The organism is Alkaliphilus metalliredigens QYMF, from assembly GCF_000016985.1.
GTDB lineage: Bacteria > Bacillota > Clostridia > Peptostreptococcales > Natronincolaceae > Alkaliphilus_A > Alkaliphilus_A metalliredigens.
Genome location: NC_009633.1, coordinates 1,600,518 through 1,618,807 on the forward strand (window position 1 = coordinate 1,600,518; position 18,290 = coordinate 1,618,807).

Consider the following 18,290-nt stretch of genomic DNA (forward strand, 5'->3'; position numbering starts at 1 on the left):
AATAAATTACTTAAATAACAAGGACGTATATTAAGAACGATATTTATTACTAATATCACCAGTTTACAAGTTTGATTAAGCTACCCAATCCTTATTGAGGAAGCCCTGAACAGATTCTTTAATTGTAGAATAAATTTTAGCACTTTCGAAGCTCAATACGAAACTGTCAAATATTAATTCTTTTGTAATTTGAACGCCTACAGCTCTTTTGATCAATTGTGGACTTTTGAATTGATACTTTTCGTATCTTTTGTCCATGAAGGGTAACAAACACGCAAAAGTATATGCTACAAACAATAGATTAACATATCTTTCGATTGCGGCCTTGTTTCTCACCATATAGTTACCGAAGGACCAAAAAAATTTGTGCTGGTAAAACATCACTTCGATGTTCCATCTCATTCGATAAGTAGTCAGTGTTTTACTGGTGCATTCATCTTCATTTTGATCATTCAATGCTCCTTTGGTATTTAGGGCGGTATTTATAGTTTTAATTTCATCAGGATTGATGCTGCTAATAAAAACTCTTATGGATGAGAATGGTTTAATATCTGTAGTGGTTACTGTAACGTAAATAGGTTTTTCAAATAAATTAGCCATTACTTTTTTCTCAGCAACATAGTATTCACCTATCTTTGAATAGGAAAATTCTCTAGCATTTAGTTTTCTACCTTTCTTTCTAGGTCTACCTTTTCCACCCGTAGAGGCTGGAGGAAGATCATACATTGCGGTATCATGTCGTACTGCTGCTACTATCTCTAAATTGTCAAATTCTTTAACAGTGTCTAATATAGCTCCTTTGCTATACCAGCTATCACACAGTAAAATTACTTGAAACATCTCAAGTTGAGGCATGATATATTTAATTATTTGTGATGCCATTTCAAGTTTGTTCTGCTCCTTTGAATACAGGCGATAGCCTATTGGTATACTTAAGTACTTCGCTTTATCTTGGTAATATAAAGGAATATTCAACACCACAGATACAAAGCAATGACCATTAAGATATTTGGTTCCATTCTTTTTTGTATGGTCAAAATGTTTAACATAACAATCAAATTTAGCACCGTATTTTGCTTGAAGAGTATCATCAATTGTTATAAATAAGGTGTTCTGTCTTAATTTTTCTGGTATCAAGGATAAAGCGATAGAAACTGTGATAGTGGTTAGGGCTTCTATTGGAAATTTTGAATAGGATAAAAAGTAATATATTGAATTCAGCACCTTATCGGTGTGTTTCTTGATGAAACTATCATAAACAAATTGTATAGATCTTACTTCTTCTGTACAGAGGATTCCCATAATGAGCCAGTAGAAAATATCAAAGCTCCGCTTCTTGAAAACTGATCTATACTGCATTAAATATTGGTGTAATGTTTGTTTCATCGAATTACTGGAAATACTAATCATATCAGGCGCCTCCTAGGGGTTTTGATTTATGCTAAGATTAGTATTCCTAGGATTAAGGTGTCTGATTTTGTTATTTTATGGAATTATTTTTGAATCACTACATTACTTGTAAAGTGGTGTTACTAATATAAAAACTCCCTTAGGTTAAAAAAGCTTGAGGGAGCTTTTTCAGTATTTTTAGTTAGAATAATAGCCTTTATGGTTAATAGAGATGGCTTGTAGGGAAGGTATTAGTAAGTATAAGGGATTTTTCATACGATACCTTAAATTCATCTAAAGATTTCTTTAGGTCAATTTTAGGAGGAATTAATTATATTATGACGAATATTAATATACCGACAAATACCGACAAATATTGACTGAGTTCATAATTATCAATGCAATAAAGTTAATAATTTAATAAATGAAGGGAGTTTGTACAATGAATCAGGTCATGATACATCAAGTGCTGATTTCATTCAGATAAGTCATAGCACTTATTTGTCTAAAATAAGCAAAGGCAAAAGAAATATGGGTCAGAATTTTATATGATGTCGCCGCGTAGCAATACAAGTCTAATAAAAGGAAGAATGGAGGAATATTATGAGATTGAAATATGAGTATATGATAGCTTTAATTATACTAATAGTAATTTGTCTAGGAATGCCTGTATTTGCAACTGCTTCGGTAGGATTGGAGGGTGAGTCCACTGAAGTTGCAATAGTAGATACCAGTGTTCAAGACTATAAGATTTTAGTGGAATCTGCTAAGAATGCAGGCTTAGAGGTGATTTTGATAGGTGAAGGTGAAGGCGTTAAAGACCTAGCAGAAGCCCTCGAGGGACGTAGTAACATTGATGCTTTACATATTTTTTCCCATGGTGATGTTGGCCAGGTGTTTCTAGGGGGAGATGTGCTTTCTTCTGAAACTCTGGAGGTCCACGCTAACACGCTGGCTCGTATAGGGGCCAGCATGACCGCAACCGGCCACATCCTGCTCTATGGCTGCAACGTGGCCCAAGGGGAGGTCGGTAGTGTCTTTATTGAGGACATGGCACGGATAACCCAAGCCGACGTTGCGGCGTCCAATGACCCGACGGGTGCAGCGGCACTAGGTGGTGATTGGGTGCTTGAAGAAGCCACCGGCGAGATTAAGGCTGAGGGCCTGTTTGTTGATGATTTCAACGGTCTGCTTGCCAATGCTGTTCCCGAAATAATTCTGCCCACCCCTCCTGCTATCCATGAAGATGCCAGTAACGTGGCAATTTCAGGGATTTACGTGGCCGGAAATGGCAGCTTTAGCAGTGGGGAGATCTATATTCTTGATAACACCCCTCCCACGGTCACGCCGGGTAATATTAGTGTTACGGGAGGCTCCGGCACGGGGGGAGCTTATATCATCGGTGATACGGTGACGGTCACCTGGGACAATACCGCAGGCGGAGACAATAATGCAGACGTGGTCAGCGTTACTGTGGACTTCAGCGAATTAGGCGGCGGTGCGGCGGTGGTTGCCACCAACAACGCCAGCATGTGGAAAGCTACTTATAATATTGTCGCCGGGGCCCTCAATGGCATTACCAACCGTAACGTCGTCATCACTGCCACCGATCATGTGGTGAATGTGACCACCGTGGCCGATAACGCTAACGTTATAGTGGATAACGTTGCGCCAGGACCGGTGACGGTCCAGGGCGGTGGAACACTGTCTGTCTCGGAGACCGCGGCCAACGGGGCAGTTGTGGGCACGGTAATATCTAGTGGTGCTGTGACTTATAGCCTAGTGAATAATGGCGGGGGCCGCTTTGCTATCGATGCAGCAACCGGGGAGATTACTGTGGCTGATGCAGGCAGCATCGTTTATGCCCATAATGACAGCCACTCTATTACCGTGGTCGCCTCCGATGCTGCCGGGAACATGACGGCGGATACAGTTCTGACGGTCACCGTCACCGATGCCTCTCCGGTTCTAGCCGGAACGGCAGGCAGCAGTGACTGGCAGGAGAACACCAGCAGCGGTCCATCGTGGAGCGGTGATGCGATTTACCTGTTCTCCGGCGCTTCGGTGACCTCCATAGAAAGTAACTTTGCCGAGGCAACCTTGATTGTTTCCTTCACCGATGGTTACAACGTTGGGGATTTTATTTCCTTCCACCCTAGCATTGAAACCGGGGCGGGCACCCTGACCCTCGATAACAATGACCACAAACTGTTGATGGATGGTCAAGAGATCGCCACCATCAGTGGAGGGAACATGAGTCCTCTGGTGATCACTTTTAACCATTGGGCTACGGCGACTCAGGTCAACGCGGTGTTCAATCACATTACCTTCACAGTATACGGTAATGACAACCCGACCAACTTCGGGGCCAATGCCACCCGTGCTGTTTCTGCGGTATTCCAGGATGCCGGCAGTGGCTTGACCAGTAATCCGTTGACCGGCACCCTGACCATAATCCCCTACAACGATCCTGAGATCCTGAACGGAACCATTAGCGGTACCTTTACCGAGGGCACGGGGACACCGTTGCAATTAGTCAGCGGGGCTGAACTGATTCAGGTGGACAATATCAATTTTGACAATGGATCCTTGATGGTAAGCCTTGCCACCTATCAAGATGGGGATGTGCTAGGGGTCCTCCAGGGGAATGATATCACGCTTGACGGGCAGAACCTCAACCATAACGGCATTAACATCGGCACGATCAATACCCTTGGCGTGAACGGTACACCCTTGGTCATCAACCTCAACGAAAACACTACCCACTTACGCGTTCAGGATCTGATAGATCAGTTGGTCTTCGAGAGCACCAGCCAGAACCCGACCAACTTCGGCACGGCCACTAGCCGTAGTGTCACCATCAGTCTCGATGATGGGGCCGGGGGAACCACGGCCACATCAACGCTGACTGGCAGTATCACCATAAATGATCTCAATAATCCGCCGGAGGTGGACCTGAACGGCGCGGTTACGGGTGAGGACAGTATAGCGACCTTCTTAGTCGAGGGTACAGCGGTACTGATCGCCCCTGAAGCCATAGTGATAGACTGGGACAATACTCACCTTTCCTCCCTGACAGCCACCTTGGCTAACCGGCCTAATGGCAATGGCACTGAAAGTTTAGGGCTGTCGGCAGCCGCTACTACTGCCGCCAGCGGCGCCGGTCTGTACGCTTACTACACAGAGGAGAGCGGCATTCTGTCGATCCAAGGAGCGGCGACGGTAGATGTCTATCAGACCATCCTGCGTGGCATTCAGTACCATAACGGGATCGAGACCATGTCTGCCAATACCGCCGACCGTGTGATTACTATCGTGGCCAGTGACGGCGAGGACACTTCGATTTCGCGTACAGCGACTGTTTCCCTAGTCACCGCTCCCATCATCGGTGACCTGAGTAGCACACCGGTGGCTCATGTGGAGGACGGTGGAGCAGTGTTGATGGCCGCTGGGGCAACCATTGTTGAACTGGATGGGGACAACCTCAACCGATTGCTTATCACCCTGACCAATCCTCAGGACGGTGTCGACGAGGCAATCACCCTTGCAGGTCGTACCTCCGGTGATGAGGCAAATGGCATTACCATCACCTACACTAGCAATACCGTCATCACCCTGACTGGGATTGCCTCTGCTTCCGAATATCAGGCTCTGCTGCGCGAGTTGCAGTATGCCAATGCTTCCAGTGGCCCGGAAACCGCCACGGTACGGGAGATTATCGTTCAAGGCCGTGACGAGCATAACAACGACGGTGGTATCGCCACCGTTCAGGTTCAACCGGTCAACATAAACAACGCACCGGTCCTTGTCACCACAGAACTCATGCTGACCAGCACCAACGAGAATACCGTTACCGACCCCATTGCCGTTTCAAGCTTCCTTGACGCTACTGACGACGACCGCGACCCGCTGGAAGGTATTGTTATCACTGAGGCGGTGGGCAACGGAGAATGGGAATATTCGACTGGAGGCAACTGGAGCACCATTGACGTGGTCAACCAAAATTCCGCACTGTTGCTGCGTTCCACTGATTATATCCGCTATGTGCCCGACGGACAGAACGGCGAGACGGTCTTCGTTACCTATCGGGCCTGGGATCAAACCTCTGGCACCGTCGGCACCAAGGTGGATGTGACCAACAACGGTGGAACAACTGCCTTCAGTACCAATACAGCAACTGCTACTTTAACGGTGATGGATGTCAACGACGCACCAGTACTTAATCCTACAGGGGTTACATTGACTGGAACAGATGAAAATACTAGCGTTGATTTTACTGTAGAATCCTTTATTGAATCAGCAATAACCGATGTTGATATCGGAGCTGTAAAAGGAACAGCCATTACAGCTACATCGGGTAATGGGGTATGGCAATATTCAACTGATGTTGGGGCTACATGGATATCGATTGGAGCAGTTAATGATGAATCCTCGCTGTTATTAAATAGGGCTGCCTTGATTAGATATGTGCCAGATGGAGTCAACGGAGAAACAGCCAGTATAACCTATCGGGCCTGGGATCAAACCTCTGGCACCGTCGGCACCAAGGTGGATGTGACCAACAACGGTGGAACAACTGCCTTCAGTACCAATACAGCAACTGCTACTTTAATAGTGACGGATGTAAATGATGCACCGATATTAATTTCTGGAAATTATTCCTTAGGTAATTTAAACATCACTGATATAGGCACTGCAATTGAGGTGGATAGTTTTATTGATGGAGCTGTTACCGATGTAGATAATGGAGCATTAAAAGGAATTGCAATAGTAGATGTCACAGGGAATGGAACATGGCAGTACTCTACAGACGGTTTTTCCACTTGGAGTGACATTATTGTAGTAAGCGAATCTAATGCTCTTTTACTTCGGGATAGCGATTATATTAGATATATACCAGGCGGGATAGAGGAAACAGCGGAGATTACGTATCGTGCTTGGGACAAAACTTCGGGAGTTGTAGGAGGTATTGCTGATACAACCGCTAATGGTGGAACAACGGCCTTTAGTACTGCCCTTGCCACCGCATCAATTAATGCAGTGGCATCAACAGAAAAGGAAATTACAGCAATTACAATACCAGCAGGAGCAACAATAGAGGGAACAAACATTATAGCAAGTGTAGCAAATGCAACATCAAGTGTAATAGTAGATGTAACAGTAAGCCCGGGAGCATACTGGACTCTTTATAGTGACGAAGAGTGTGCAGAGGAAATAGTAGACAAAACTATGAACCTTTATGTAGGGACAAATACAGCCTATATAAAAGTAACAGCCCAGGATGGAACAACAAAAACATACACAGCAGTAGTGAGCCGTGGAGCAAATCCAACCTACACCGTAATCTATGACGGCAACGGGAGCACAGATGGAACAGTACCAACAGACAGCAATAACTACGAAGAAAATGCAACAGTAACAGTATTAGGAAACACCGGCAACCTAATGAGAACAGGCTATACCTTAGTTGGCTGGAATACTCAAGCTAATGGACAGGGAACAAGCTATTACACAGGTTCGTCCTTTACAATGGGTGCTGAAAATGCAACTCTGTATGCGAAGTGGATTGATTCAACTAGCATCAGAATGACAGCAAATCCAGATAACGTTAAAGGAAATATTAATTTCGATCAAACCTTTATATTGAACTTATCTAATGACACAGTAACAGGTTCAGTATATGCAGACGACATAAATCTAGGTGACGTGTTTAGCACATTAAACATAAGTTCAGTTAATAATAGCAGCAATACAGTAACTTTAGCAGTTTATGGTTCATTAAGTACTCAGGGTATAGGAACGATATCTTTAAACGAAAATAGCTTAAATAATAGTACCACCCCGCTAATAGCAGAAGTAGTTGTTAGCTTAAACACTGCAACTTACCATGGCAATGGAGAGACCGGAGGAAGTATACCAACAGACAGCAATGTATATGAAGAGGGAGCAACTGTTACAGTACTAGGAAATACAGGCAACCTAGTGAAAACAGGCTATACCTTTGCCGGCTGGAATACTCAAGCGAACGGACAAGAAACTAGCTATACACAAGGATCAACCTTAATTATGTCAACAACCAATATCAATCTCTATGCAATGTGGACAAAAACCTCAAGTGGTGGAGGTTCATCAGGCGGCAGTACAGGAGGTAATATAAGACCTACACCTACACCAGAACCAGCCACAGAGACAGAAGAGGTGGTAATAATAAACGGAGAAGCGCAGACCGTCGGCAAAGAAACTGTAATAGAACAAGACGGAGAAAAAATCGTAGAACTTCGTACAGATAGTAACGTATTAAGCCAAAAGATAGACGAAGTAATCACCCTAAATCAAACAGAAGGCATACAAGGTCCAAATATACTAGAGATACCAGTATCAACCCAAGGGGCCAACCAAATTCGCAGCGTATTGACCGGAGATATTATCAAAAAGATGGAAGACAATCAGTTTATCTTAATCATAAATACTGAGAAAGTAGACTACGTTATCCCAGTTAGAGAAATAGATATAGAAAAAGTGGCGGATATATTAAATGTAGATCCTACATCCTTGCATGAAATTGAAATAGAGATACGCATAACATATAGCAACGAAATAAAAGCTAATGAAATAATTCAACGGGGAAGAGCCCAAGGAATTGAAGTAATAATGCAGCCAATGGAGTTTGAGATAGTGGCCAAGACCACTAACAACCAAGGAGAGGAGCAGGAGACAACAGTAAATCAATTTACCAGCTACGTATCCAGAGTGATGGAAGTACCGTCAGGAGTGGATCCCAATAAAATTACTACTGGAATCCTGTACAACCCAGACGGGAGCTTTACCCATATACCTACCAATGTATTCATGCAGGATAACAAATGGTATGTTAGGTTGAACTCCTTGACCAACTCCACCTATACCGTAATCTGGAACCCAATTACTGTAGCAGCCGTAGAAAATCACTGGTCAAAAGAAACAGTTAACGACATGGCCTCCCGACTAGTGATCAAGAATCCAGACACCTTTAAACCAAACCAATTAATCACCCGGGGGGAGTTTGCCGAGTACATAACCAAAGCATTAGGTATCTATCTTACAGGCACAGTCAAGACAACAAAGTTTAGTGATGTACCGTTGACCCATGAGCTATCTGATGCCATAACCATAGCAACAGACTACGGCATCATTTCCGGTTACCCAGACGGCACCTTCAAGCCAGATGCCCAAATCAGCCGAGAGGAAGCCATGACCATGTACGCTGGAGCTATGGATGTGGTAGATCTGCAGGAAATAGACAATAACCGCATACACAATTACATTGACAAAGACCAAATAGCAACATGGGCCTATGAGTCTGTTAAAAAGACCGTCAGCGCAGGAGTGTTTAGTGGTCGAACTGCTGAAACTATTAATCCAAAAGACACCTTCACATATGCTGAGGCAGCAACTGCTATTCGCAATCTATTGGTTAGAGCAGGTTTAATCAACGATTAACATGTTGTAAACAGTGAGACCCCCGTGCATCAAAGGGGGTCTACTTTTACGCAAAACTATCTAATTTTGCCCATTATTATCATCATTCTATCAAAATCCATATTGAAGTCGTAACACTACTTACAAAGTAAGTAGATGTACGTCTTATGCAACCTGATGCCCAAGAGGTAGAGAGAAGCGATACCGATTGGCAAGAATCAGTCTGCTGAAACGATAGTTTTATTAAGGAGAAATAGGCCGAAAATAAGGATTAGAAGGATTTTAGCTAAATATTGAAGTGTGTTTATGTTCCCTCAAGTCTCGGGTGTTTTTGCTTCATGGAGCTATGAAAATGATGAGTTTACAACAAATGCAAATAGTGGTATAATAAAGAAAAATTTGGAGGAGGAAAGTAAGTTATGACACCAGTTAATTGCTAATGTTAATTTATTTTAAATTAATATGTATTTTATAATGAGTTTAGATTTGCCTAATTATAATTAGGTTTTATTGTTGTGCTCTTTATGGAATAAGGCAATTTGGAAGGTAACTTACTTTACTGAAATTCAAGTTTATAATTTATAAGGCGTTCAAAAAGTACATTGAATAATTAAAAGTCAAGATATAATGGTGTAATAATGACTTCTTATTTTACGTACATAATTTTGCTTTAAAAATAGCTTTGAATAACTTACTATAGTTTTGCACTTTTTAAATAATTACCAAAAACTGACGTAATAATTTGCAAAATAAATGAGGAATATATGAACACAATACCCCCGACAAGGAGCGATGCTTGTGTACATTTATATTCCTCAAGAATTGTTACAGTTGTTATTATTTCCTAAGGAACTGTTATCAATACCAAATTATAAATATTTTGTTGGTTTTATTTGGTGTCTTTTAGTAACTGAAGGTCGAAAGACTACCAGAAATATATATAGATATTGTTTCTTTTACAAGAAGCATATTGCAAGTTGGGAACGGTTTTTAAGCAAGAACCAGTGGGACTGCATGGCTATTATGGAACAACTACTTCATAAGCTTTTAGAGTTATTTCCAAAGAATTTTATGATTCATGGATCGCTTCTGGTGGCTTATGATACGACACTTATAGCAAAGAATTCTAAGAAAATACCTGGTATTCAAAAGTGGAATAACCACAGTGGCAATGCAGACAAAGGCAAATACATTGTAGGTCACCACTGGGGTGCTTTGGGTATTGTTGGTTCTTTTCTTTCCAATAGATTCTTATGTTTCCCACTGATTTTTCGCCTGATATCCGGTAGGTTAAACCCCTCTCAATGGATGTCTGATGCCGAGGGCATAGCAACCTCTATGAACTGCTGGGACAATGCTCATGCTGCATTATTTCAATTTATAGATTGGGCCAGTAAACACCCCGTTAGGGTAGTGGCAGATGCATATTTTAGTAATAAGTCATTTATACAACCACTTTTGAGTGGAAAAAACCCGATCCATGTCATTACAAAATTAAAAAGTAATGCAATAGGATATTTAGACCCCGAGAAACCTCAAATAAAGAAACAAGGTAGACCAAGAAAAAGAGGACAGAAGGTAAAAATATTGACCCTTTTTAAAACTGAACCTATTCAATTGATATCTGTACGCCTATATGGTGAAACAAGAACCGTTGAAGTTGTGGTAAAAGATTTATGGGTATTAGGGCTTGACCGTAAAGTGCGAATCGTGGTCACAAAAGTTGGTAGTAATGTAACAGCATTGATCAGTACAGATATATCATTAACTCCAGCTGCGATTATTGAAATTTATGGTGCTCGCTTTTCTATCGAAACAGCAATCCGAGATATGAAGCAGCATTTAGGTTTAGGTGATTACCAGCATCAATCTTTATTACCTACATTCAGGTTTATTCACCTGGCAGCTGTGGCCTATAGTGTTGGGAAGATGGCACTGCTAAAGCATCCAAATAGTAGTTGGCTTCAAGCACAAGATTATCAAGGGGACACCCCTTGGACATCAGAACTTAGCTTTAAAAAGCTTCGTATCTGTCTGAGAAGATTTTCCTTGGGAAAACTTGTTTTACCCGAAACCGCATTAGATCAAGGAACAGATAAAAATATATCAGTGAAAGATGCAATACTTACTATTGCTTCATAACAGTACCAAAGTTAATTTTATAAAGGCTTTATTTGTGCAAAACTATAGTAACTTATAATATTAATTGATATTTTAGACTGTAAGAAGAAATTATCTTCTTATAGTCTTTTTATTTATAAATTGAATAGTAGTGAACACCTTCTTCGCCCTACCCATAGATTGTATTACTTAAAATATGGAGGAAAGAAGGAAAATACATGCACGAATTATCATTTGATGGTGTAAAAAAATATATGAATGAAGCCCTTGTTCTTAAGGATGTTTCGTTTCAACTCAGCGAAGGGGAAAAAGTAGGTATCATAGGTCAAAATGGAAGTGGCAAGACTACTGTTCTGAAGTTAATTGCGGGCATTCTAAAGCTTAAGCATTGTGAGGGATATCCTTATGCCCCTGTACCCCCTGGATATGACGAGGGATGGGTTAAAATTACTAAAGGTAGCACTTGTTCTTATCTTGAGCAAATACCTGAATATACAGAGGGTGTGAAAGTAATCAATGTTTTAAATATGGCTTTTAAAGAAGTATATAGTATAGAAAAAGAAATGCGAGAATTAGAAGAAAAGATGAAAGAGTTAATCGATAGCGACCTTGAAAAATCTTTAAAACAATATAGCTATTTAATGGAGTTATATGAAGTAAACACCACTTTACAAGTAATGTAGTGATTCAAAAATAATTCCATAAAATAACAAAATCAGACACCTTAATCCTAGGAATACTAATCTTAGCATAAATCAAAACCCCTAGGAGGCGCCTGATATGATTAGTATTTCCAGTAATTCAATGAAACAAACATTACACCAATATTTAATGCAGTATAGATCAGTTTTCAAGAAGCGGAGCTTTGATATTTTCTACTGGCTCATTATGGGAATCCTCTGCACAGAAGAAGTAAGATCTATACAATTTGTTTATGATAGTTTCATCAAGAAACACACCGATAAGGTGCTGAATTCAATATATTACTTTTTATCCTATTCAAAATTTCCAATAGAAGCCCTAACCACTATCACAGTTTCTATCGCTTTATCCTTGATACCAGAAAAATTAAGACAGAACACCTTATTTATAACAATTGATGATACTCTTCAAGCAAAATACGGTGCTAAATTTGATTGTTATGTTAAACATTTTGACCATACAAAAAAGAATGGAACCAAATATCTTAATGGTCATTGCTTTGTATCTGTGGTGTTGAATATTCCTTTATATTACCAAGATAAAGCGAAGTACTTAAGTATACCAATAGGCTATCGCCTGTATTCAAAGGAGCAGAACAAACTTGAAATGGCATCACAAATAATTAAATGTATCATGCCTCAACTTGAGATGTTTCAAGTAATTTTATTGTGTGATAGCTGGTATAGTAAAGGATCTATCCTAGATACTGTAAAAGAATTTGATAATCTAGAAATCATAGGGGCAGTACGTCATGATACTGCCATATATGATCTTCCTCCAACCCCTACGGGGAAAAGAGGGAGACCTAGGAAAAAAGGTAGAAAACTAAATACTAGAGAATTTTCCTATACTAAGATAGGTGAATACTATGTTGCTGAGAAAAAAGTAATGGCTAATTTATTTGAAAAACCTATTTACGTTACAGTAACCACTACAGATATTAAACCATTCTCATCCATAAGAGTTTTTATTAGCAGCATCAATCCTGATGAAATTAAAACTATAAATACCGCCCTAAATACCAAAGGAGCATTGAATGATCAAAATAAAGATGAATGTACCAGTAAAACACTGACTACTTATCGAATGAGATGGAACATCGAAGTGATGTTTTACCAGCACAAATTTTTTTGGTCCTTCGGTAACTATATGGTGAGAAACAAGGCCGCAATCGAAAGATATGTTAATCTATTGTTTGTAGCATATACTTTTGCGTGTTTGTTACCCTTCATGGACAAGAGATACGAAAAGTATCAATTCAAAAGTCCACAATTGATCAAAAGAGCTGTAGGCGTTCAAATTACAAAAGAATTAATATTTGACAGTTTCGTATTGAGCTTCGAAAGTGCTAAAATTTATTCTACAATTAAAGAATCTGTTCAGGGCTTCCTCAATAAGGATTGGGTAGCTTAATCAAACTTGTAAACTGGTGTAAATAATAGATAAGGAATATGTACTTAAAATATTTGCTAAAGACAATGATATAGCTATTGAATTATTTATTAAATTTAACAAAGAGAATAATAATGATGAGTGCTTACAGGGTATTAAAGGACAGGACACTTGTCCCAGATCACATCAAATTGTAAAATATGTTTGAGGTGATTAATTATGCCAAGACAAGCTCGTGAAAAAAGTAGTTCTGGAATATAACATATAATGCTAAGAGGAACTAATAAACAGCATATATTTGAGAATAGAGAAAAGATCCTTAAAACAATTAGATATTACAAAGGAATAAGTATTTTGAACTATATGGTTATTGTCTGATGGGTAACCATGAAAAAACAAATACATCAGACAAGGTAGCAATAGATTGCTTTCATGAATTAGGTATTAATAATATGAGTGCATTACTAAGACTTGAAAAAGAACAACGTGATGAAGTTATAGGAAAGGTTAAAAGATAAAAAACGTCCTGGTTAGGCAACTAGCAGGATAACGGGAATAGCGAAGAGCGTAATTCAAAGAAGTTGAATGGGACAAAAAGCCTGTCCCATTGTCCCTGTCCTTATATCTTTACTTTACAAACATCAACCCATGAAGAATAATCTGAATATTTTTCAAGTTCTTCAATTTTCAATTCAATGGCACTATTACTACTTCCACAAGCTGGGAACACTGTTGTAAATCGTTTAAGGGAGTCATCAAGATAAACAGTCACATCGGAATTAATATTAAAAGGACATACACCACCAACAGCATGTCCTACTAAATCAATTACTTGGTCTGGCGTAAGCATCTTTGCTTTTGTTGAAAATTGTGCTTTGTACTTTGGATTATCGATTCTGGCATCACCTGCAACTACAATTAGAATAGCTTTATCGCCTACCATAAAGGATAGTGTTTTTGCTATCCTTTTAGGCTCACAACCCACTGCCTCTGCTGCTAATTCAACAGTTGCACTTGAAACATCAAATTCAAGTATTCTATCTTCCATGTTCCATTGTTTGAAATATTCTTTTACTTTTTCCATTATCATTCCTCCATCTTCTCAAAATAAATATAAATAATCTATTCTTTGTTATTCTATAATAGAGCATTTAAGTCCTTTAAAACTTAAAAGATATTTCAATAAACCAAATAATAGTAGATACAGTTAGAGAAGCGCAGGGACGGGGGTGTTGCTTTGCGAAGCAAATCATAGTAAGATGAGCTTGAGGTGATAATTATGCCAAGAACAGCTAGAAAGAAGAGTGAAACTAGAATATATCATATAATGTTGAGGGGAATAAACCGACAGAGCATATTTGGGGATGATGAATTAAGACAGATAATAAAAAAACAATTTAAGGTAGAAGCATGGACGTTACAAAAATGAATCAAAAGAAAAGAAGGAAATGATGTTAAAGAAAGCCTTAGAGATAGAAGGCGTATCAACAAGGCAGCTGGCAAGAGTTACTGGGGTATCGACGAATAGTATTTGAAAATTATAATATGTTACACAGAACCAAAGCAATAACCCCGTGCTTCCTATTAACAATGGATATCTTTTTAAAATTATCAAAAAAACACCTTTTAGAGGTGTTTTTTTGATAAGGATAAGCTTAGTTAGGTTAAGGTTAAAAAATCTGTTGATTAGTTAAGAAATAACTGTGTGATTCAAAAAATGGATTACTCTTGGTCAATTAAATTTTTATTATTATTGATATATTCCTGAATGGCCTCTGTTGTCACATCAATTAGGCCTATCCCTTTAGATTCTGCAATTTTTTCTAAGGACCTTTTTAAATTTTCTTTTACTTTAAACCCTAGTGGAACAGGATTAAGCATTTTGAGTACGGACTGGAACTCTGATTTGGATATGGTTTCTAATAGGACACATCCATTTGTACCCGTAATGTCTGAATAAGTCCATCCAATAGGATTGTATTTTGACTGCATTTCATTAAAATCTCTAGATTCAGTCCAAATATCTCCTGTTTCTTTACTTTCCAATATAAAGTGAATTGTTTTTTTGTTGGAGCCTACCTTGTTATTTTTTTCACTTGAAAAGACAGCTGTTTTCTTCAACATATTACGATCCCCCACCCTTGAAATTTTGTTAGTAATCATTACTTTATTTTCATTCAATACCCAATTAGAGGTAATGAAATGAAAAGTCATTACAGTTACCCCTGTTACTATAAATATTCAAGCCTTTTATATATTGTGCTCTTTTATATAGTATACCTTTATTCAAAAGAAAATTCCAGCTAAATAGTTTGTTAAATAACAAACTATTGCGATTGGCTTTAGTAAAGAAAGGATATTGACATGATTATAAAATTTTTAAAAGACATGGGCAAAGACATAGTGACGTTTCGAGACCACTGAAAAACGATGCAAATATTTGTAAGATTAATATATCAGACTTGCTCAAAAAAAGCAAAATCCTTCATGAGAAGCGCAGGGACGGGGTTGTTGCTTTGCGAAGAAATTCTAGTAAGATGATGAAGATAGAGAAAAGTTATTACAAGCTTTAATAAATAATAGATAAGGAATATGTACTTAAAATACTTGGTAAAGACAATGATTTAACTATTGAATTATTGATTAAATTTAACTAAGAGAATAATAATGATGAGTGCTTAGAAATCGAGAAAAAAGAAGAATATATCCGATGATGAATTAAGGTAGACAATACAAAATCAATTTAAGGTAGAAGTATGGACGTTACAAAATAAATCAAAAGAAAGGAAGAAAATGATGTTAAGGAAAGCCTTAGAGATAGAAGGAATATCAACAAGGCAGCTGGCAAGAGTTACTGGAGTCTCGGCGAATATTATTAGGAAATTATAATATGTTACATAGAACCAAAGCAACAACCCCGTCCCCGTGCTCTATATACGTGCTTTAAACCAGCAAGCCAGCTATATCCAGGCTTTGTTTGTTGATTTAAGGTGGGAAAGTTGAGGTAGTTACATTTGTAACTACTCCTATTCTACTAAACTTGATAGAATAAAGCTAAAGCCACAGAAAGTGCATCTATAAAATATTATGAGGTGATAAAAAGTGACGGATGATAAAAATAAGAAGAGACAAATCGCCAATACAAAAAAATCGGATACTCTATCACAACATTTCTCCTTTGGAATTGTTTTTGTATTTATTGCTACGATATTATTAGGGTTGGTGATTGACCTGGGAGAAGCTGTTTTGACCCAAGGAGATGATTGGCGATTAATGTTTGCTGTTAGAGGGGGGCTTGCCACACTGTTAATTTTACCTTTCTTACTGTTTGTAGAAAGGCATTTTAAATACCGGAATTGGAAAGATAACAGTTTTTCTGAGATAGAATGGCGTTTCTTGATACAGGGGGCTATGGCATGGTTTATCCCAGCCAGTGTTATGATTATTATCTCTAGGGTTCTTGGGTGGAGTATTTTTTTAGCTGATATACCCGTAATTCAACTAGTAACTCATACAGTAATCTTTGTACCACTGGTCATAGGTGCTTACATTCTTCCAGAAGAACTCATTTTTAGAGGTTATATCCAGAAGAGTCTTTCTGAGTCATTGCCTGTTTGGCCATCTATCCTCTTGCAAGCAGGGCTATTTACTCTATGGGGGCAGATTGTCAACGGATACTTTAACGGTGTAGGTGCCCTTTTTATTTATGGGGTGTTCCTTGGACTGTTAAGAAACATGACTGGAAATGTATGGGCAGGCATAGGATTGAGATTAGCAATTAGTACTGCTTTCAGTCTTTTAGGGTACATGGGATATGAGATGATTGGTAGCATGGCCGGATTTTTGAATACTGGCATTGAAATTCTACCGCTTTTTGCAACCTATTTTGTCATTTCTCGGTTATCCAGACAGAAAAGTAATCAACTATTAAATGGAGAGTTGCTAAAACAAGTCAGTTCCCACCATGGGACAAAGAAGATAAACAATGATAAAGGCTTAACACAGAAGGGAATTTCCTATGACGTAGGGACAAGCTATGTTCCTGGGCAGAGTTCTCGCCCAACTTGGTACCCAGAAGTTATGCGCCGCGAGATCCAAGTGATCCGAGATGAATTAAATTGCAACTCAATTATAATCTTTGGCAACGATCTTAAGCGTTTAGTGGAATGTGCAGAGGAAGCCTTGAAGAGTGGCCTGTATGTATGGTTGCAGCCTCGTTTGATGAATTCGCAACAAACAGAAATGATATCCAATTTAAATGAGGTGTCCAAAGCAGCAGAAAAGTTGAGACAGAAATATCAAAACATAGGCTTAAACGTCGGATGTGAGTTTAGCTTTTTCACTGCCGGAAGTATTCCAGGACGAGACTTCTCGCAACGAGCAAAAATTCTCGGTTTCCTAGCACCCCTTCTTCCCTTATTTAATTGGAGACTAAATAAACTATTGAGAAAAGCTGTGGCTGTTGCTCGCCCCCATTTTAATGGACCTATCTCCTATGGAGCTGGTACATGGGAAGATGTAGATTGGAGTCAATTCGACATGATCGGATTAAATTATTATCTTGATTCCACAAATCACGCCAATTATATCACTGGTTTACGGAGATTTAATAAATATGACAAGCCTATTGTTATCACTGAATTTGGCTGTTGTGCATATGAAGGGGCAGCGTTCAAAGGAGGCTCTGGGGCCGATATTCAAGATTGGAAGGATATTAATCATAGAAAACTTGATGCCATATATACGAGGAATGAACAGGTACAGGCAGATTATATTGGCAGTCTCATCAATCTATACGAAGAAGAAGGACTATATGGTGCATTTGTCTGTATGTTTATAGAAGGAGATGCACCATATTCTGAAGAGCCTCTTTATGATTTAGATATGGCAAGTTTCGGAATCGTTAAGCCTTATCCATTGGAATCTGGTAAATCGGCTGATGAGGGGCACTGGCAACGGAAACAAGCTTTTTATGAGATTGCTCAACGTTATGGTTCTACAGATCAATAAACGATTAGATCTATTAGCAATTAGCTGTCAACTACTGTGTGTAATTAGAACAGCTCTAGACCCGATAAAAGATTTTTAGGCATTATAAATTTGGAAGAATTTTTATCAGAGTTTATGAGAATTATTTCGGATACTTATAAGGAGGATCAATATTTTGAAAGTAAAGATGTTTTACGCTATGACCGAAAAAGGCTTAGAAGATAAAGCAAATAATATTT

At 39.0% G+C, this 18,290-nt stretch carries 10 protein-coding genes; 7 read left to right on the plus strand and 3 right to left on the minus strand.

From position 1 onward, the window contains the following. Positions 1-75: 75 nt before the first annotated feature. Positions 76-1,386, minus strand: a complete 1,311-nt coding sequence (locus AMET_RS07585; protein WP_242661408.1) for an IS701 family transposase — start codon at positions 1,384-1,386, stop codon at positions 76-78. A gap of 606 nt (positions 1,387-1,992) precedes the next feature. On the opposite strand from AMET_RS07585, the gene AMET_RS07590 reads away from it, so the two are divergent. The 5 genes from AMET_RS07590 to AMET_RS25655 all read left to right on the plus strand — a co-directional run bounded on the left by AMET_RS07590 (position 1,993) and on the right by AMET_RS25655 (position 13,580). Then, positions 1,993-8,868, plus strand: coding sequence for a DUF4347 domain-containing protein (locus tag AMET_RS07590; RefSeq protein ID WP_012062762.1), 6,876 nt, complete (start codon positions 1,993-1,995; stop codon positions 8,866-8,868). 771 nt (positions 8,869-9,639) lie between these two features. Further along, positions 9,640-10,989: an IS701 family transposase gene (locus tag AMET_RS07595; RefSeq protein ID WP_012062763.1), complete on the plus strand. Its 1,350-nt coding sequence runs from the start codon at positions 9,640-9,642 to the stop codon at positions 10,987-10,989. 197 nt (positions 10,990-11,186) lie between these two features. Beyond that, positions 11,187-11,651, plus strand: a complete 465-nt coding sequence (locus AMET_RS07600; RefSeq protein WP_012062764.1) for an ATP-binding cassette domain-containing protein — start codon at positions 11,187-11,189, stop codon at positions 11,649-11,651. Between the two features lie 121 nt (positions 11,652-11,772). Beyond that, positions 11,773-13,083 carry an IS701 family transposase gene (locus tag AMET_RS07605; protein ID WP_242661409.1) on the plus strand — a complete coding sequence of 437 codons (1,311 nt, stop codon included), beginning with the start codon at positions 11,773-11,775 and terminating at the stop codon, positions 13,081-13,083. A 356-nt stretch (positions 13,084-13,439) separates the two neighbouring features. Next, on the plus strand, positions 13,440-13,580 hold the full coding sequence (locus AMET_RS25655; protein ID WP_157047193.1) for a hypothetical protein: 141 nt from the start codon (positions 13,440-13,442) through the stop codon (positions 13,578-13,580). Positions 13,581-13,681: 101 nt separating this feature from the next. On the opposite strand, the gene AMET_RS07610 is transcribed toward AMET_RS25655, so the two are convergent. Then, positions 13,682-14,152 carry a YbaK/EbsC family protein gene (locus AMET_RS07610; protein WP_041720496.1) on the minus strand — a complete coding sequence of 157 codons (471 nt, stop codon included), beginning with the start codon at positions 14,150-14,152 and terminating at the stop codon, positions 13,682-13,684. A gap of 189 nt (positions 14,153-14,341) precedes the next feature. On the opposite strand from AMET_RS07610, the gene AMET_RS25660 reads away from it, so the two are divergent. Further along, on the plus strand, positions 14,342-14,491 hold the full coding sequence (locus AMET_RS25660; protein WP_330368718.1) for a hypothetical protein: 150 nt from the start codon (positions 14,342-14,344) through the stop codon (positions 14,489-14,491). Positions 14,492-14,784: 293 nt separating this feature from the next. Here AMET_RS25660 and AMET_RS07615 read toward each other — a convergent pair whose 3' ends face one another. Then, positions 14,785-15,276, minus strand: coding sequence for a hypothetical protein (locus tag AMET_RS07615; RefSeq protein ID WP_012062767.1), 492 nt, complete (start codon positions 15,274-15,276; stop codon positions 14,785-14,787). An 888-nt stretch (positions 15,277-16,164) separates the two neighbouring features. On the opposite strand from AMET_RS07615, the gene AMET_RS24225 reads away from it, so the two are divergent. Continuing rightward, positions 16,165-18,072: a CPBP family glutamic-type intramembrane protease gene (locus tag AMET_RS24225; RefSeq protein WP_012062768.1), complete on the plus strand. Its 1,908-nt coding sequence runs from the start codon at positions 16,165-16,167 to the stop codon at positions 18,070-18,072. The last annotated feature ends 218 nt before the right edge of the window (positions 18,073-18,290 follow it).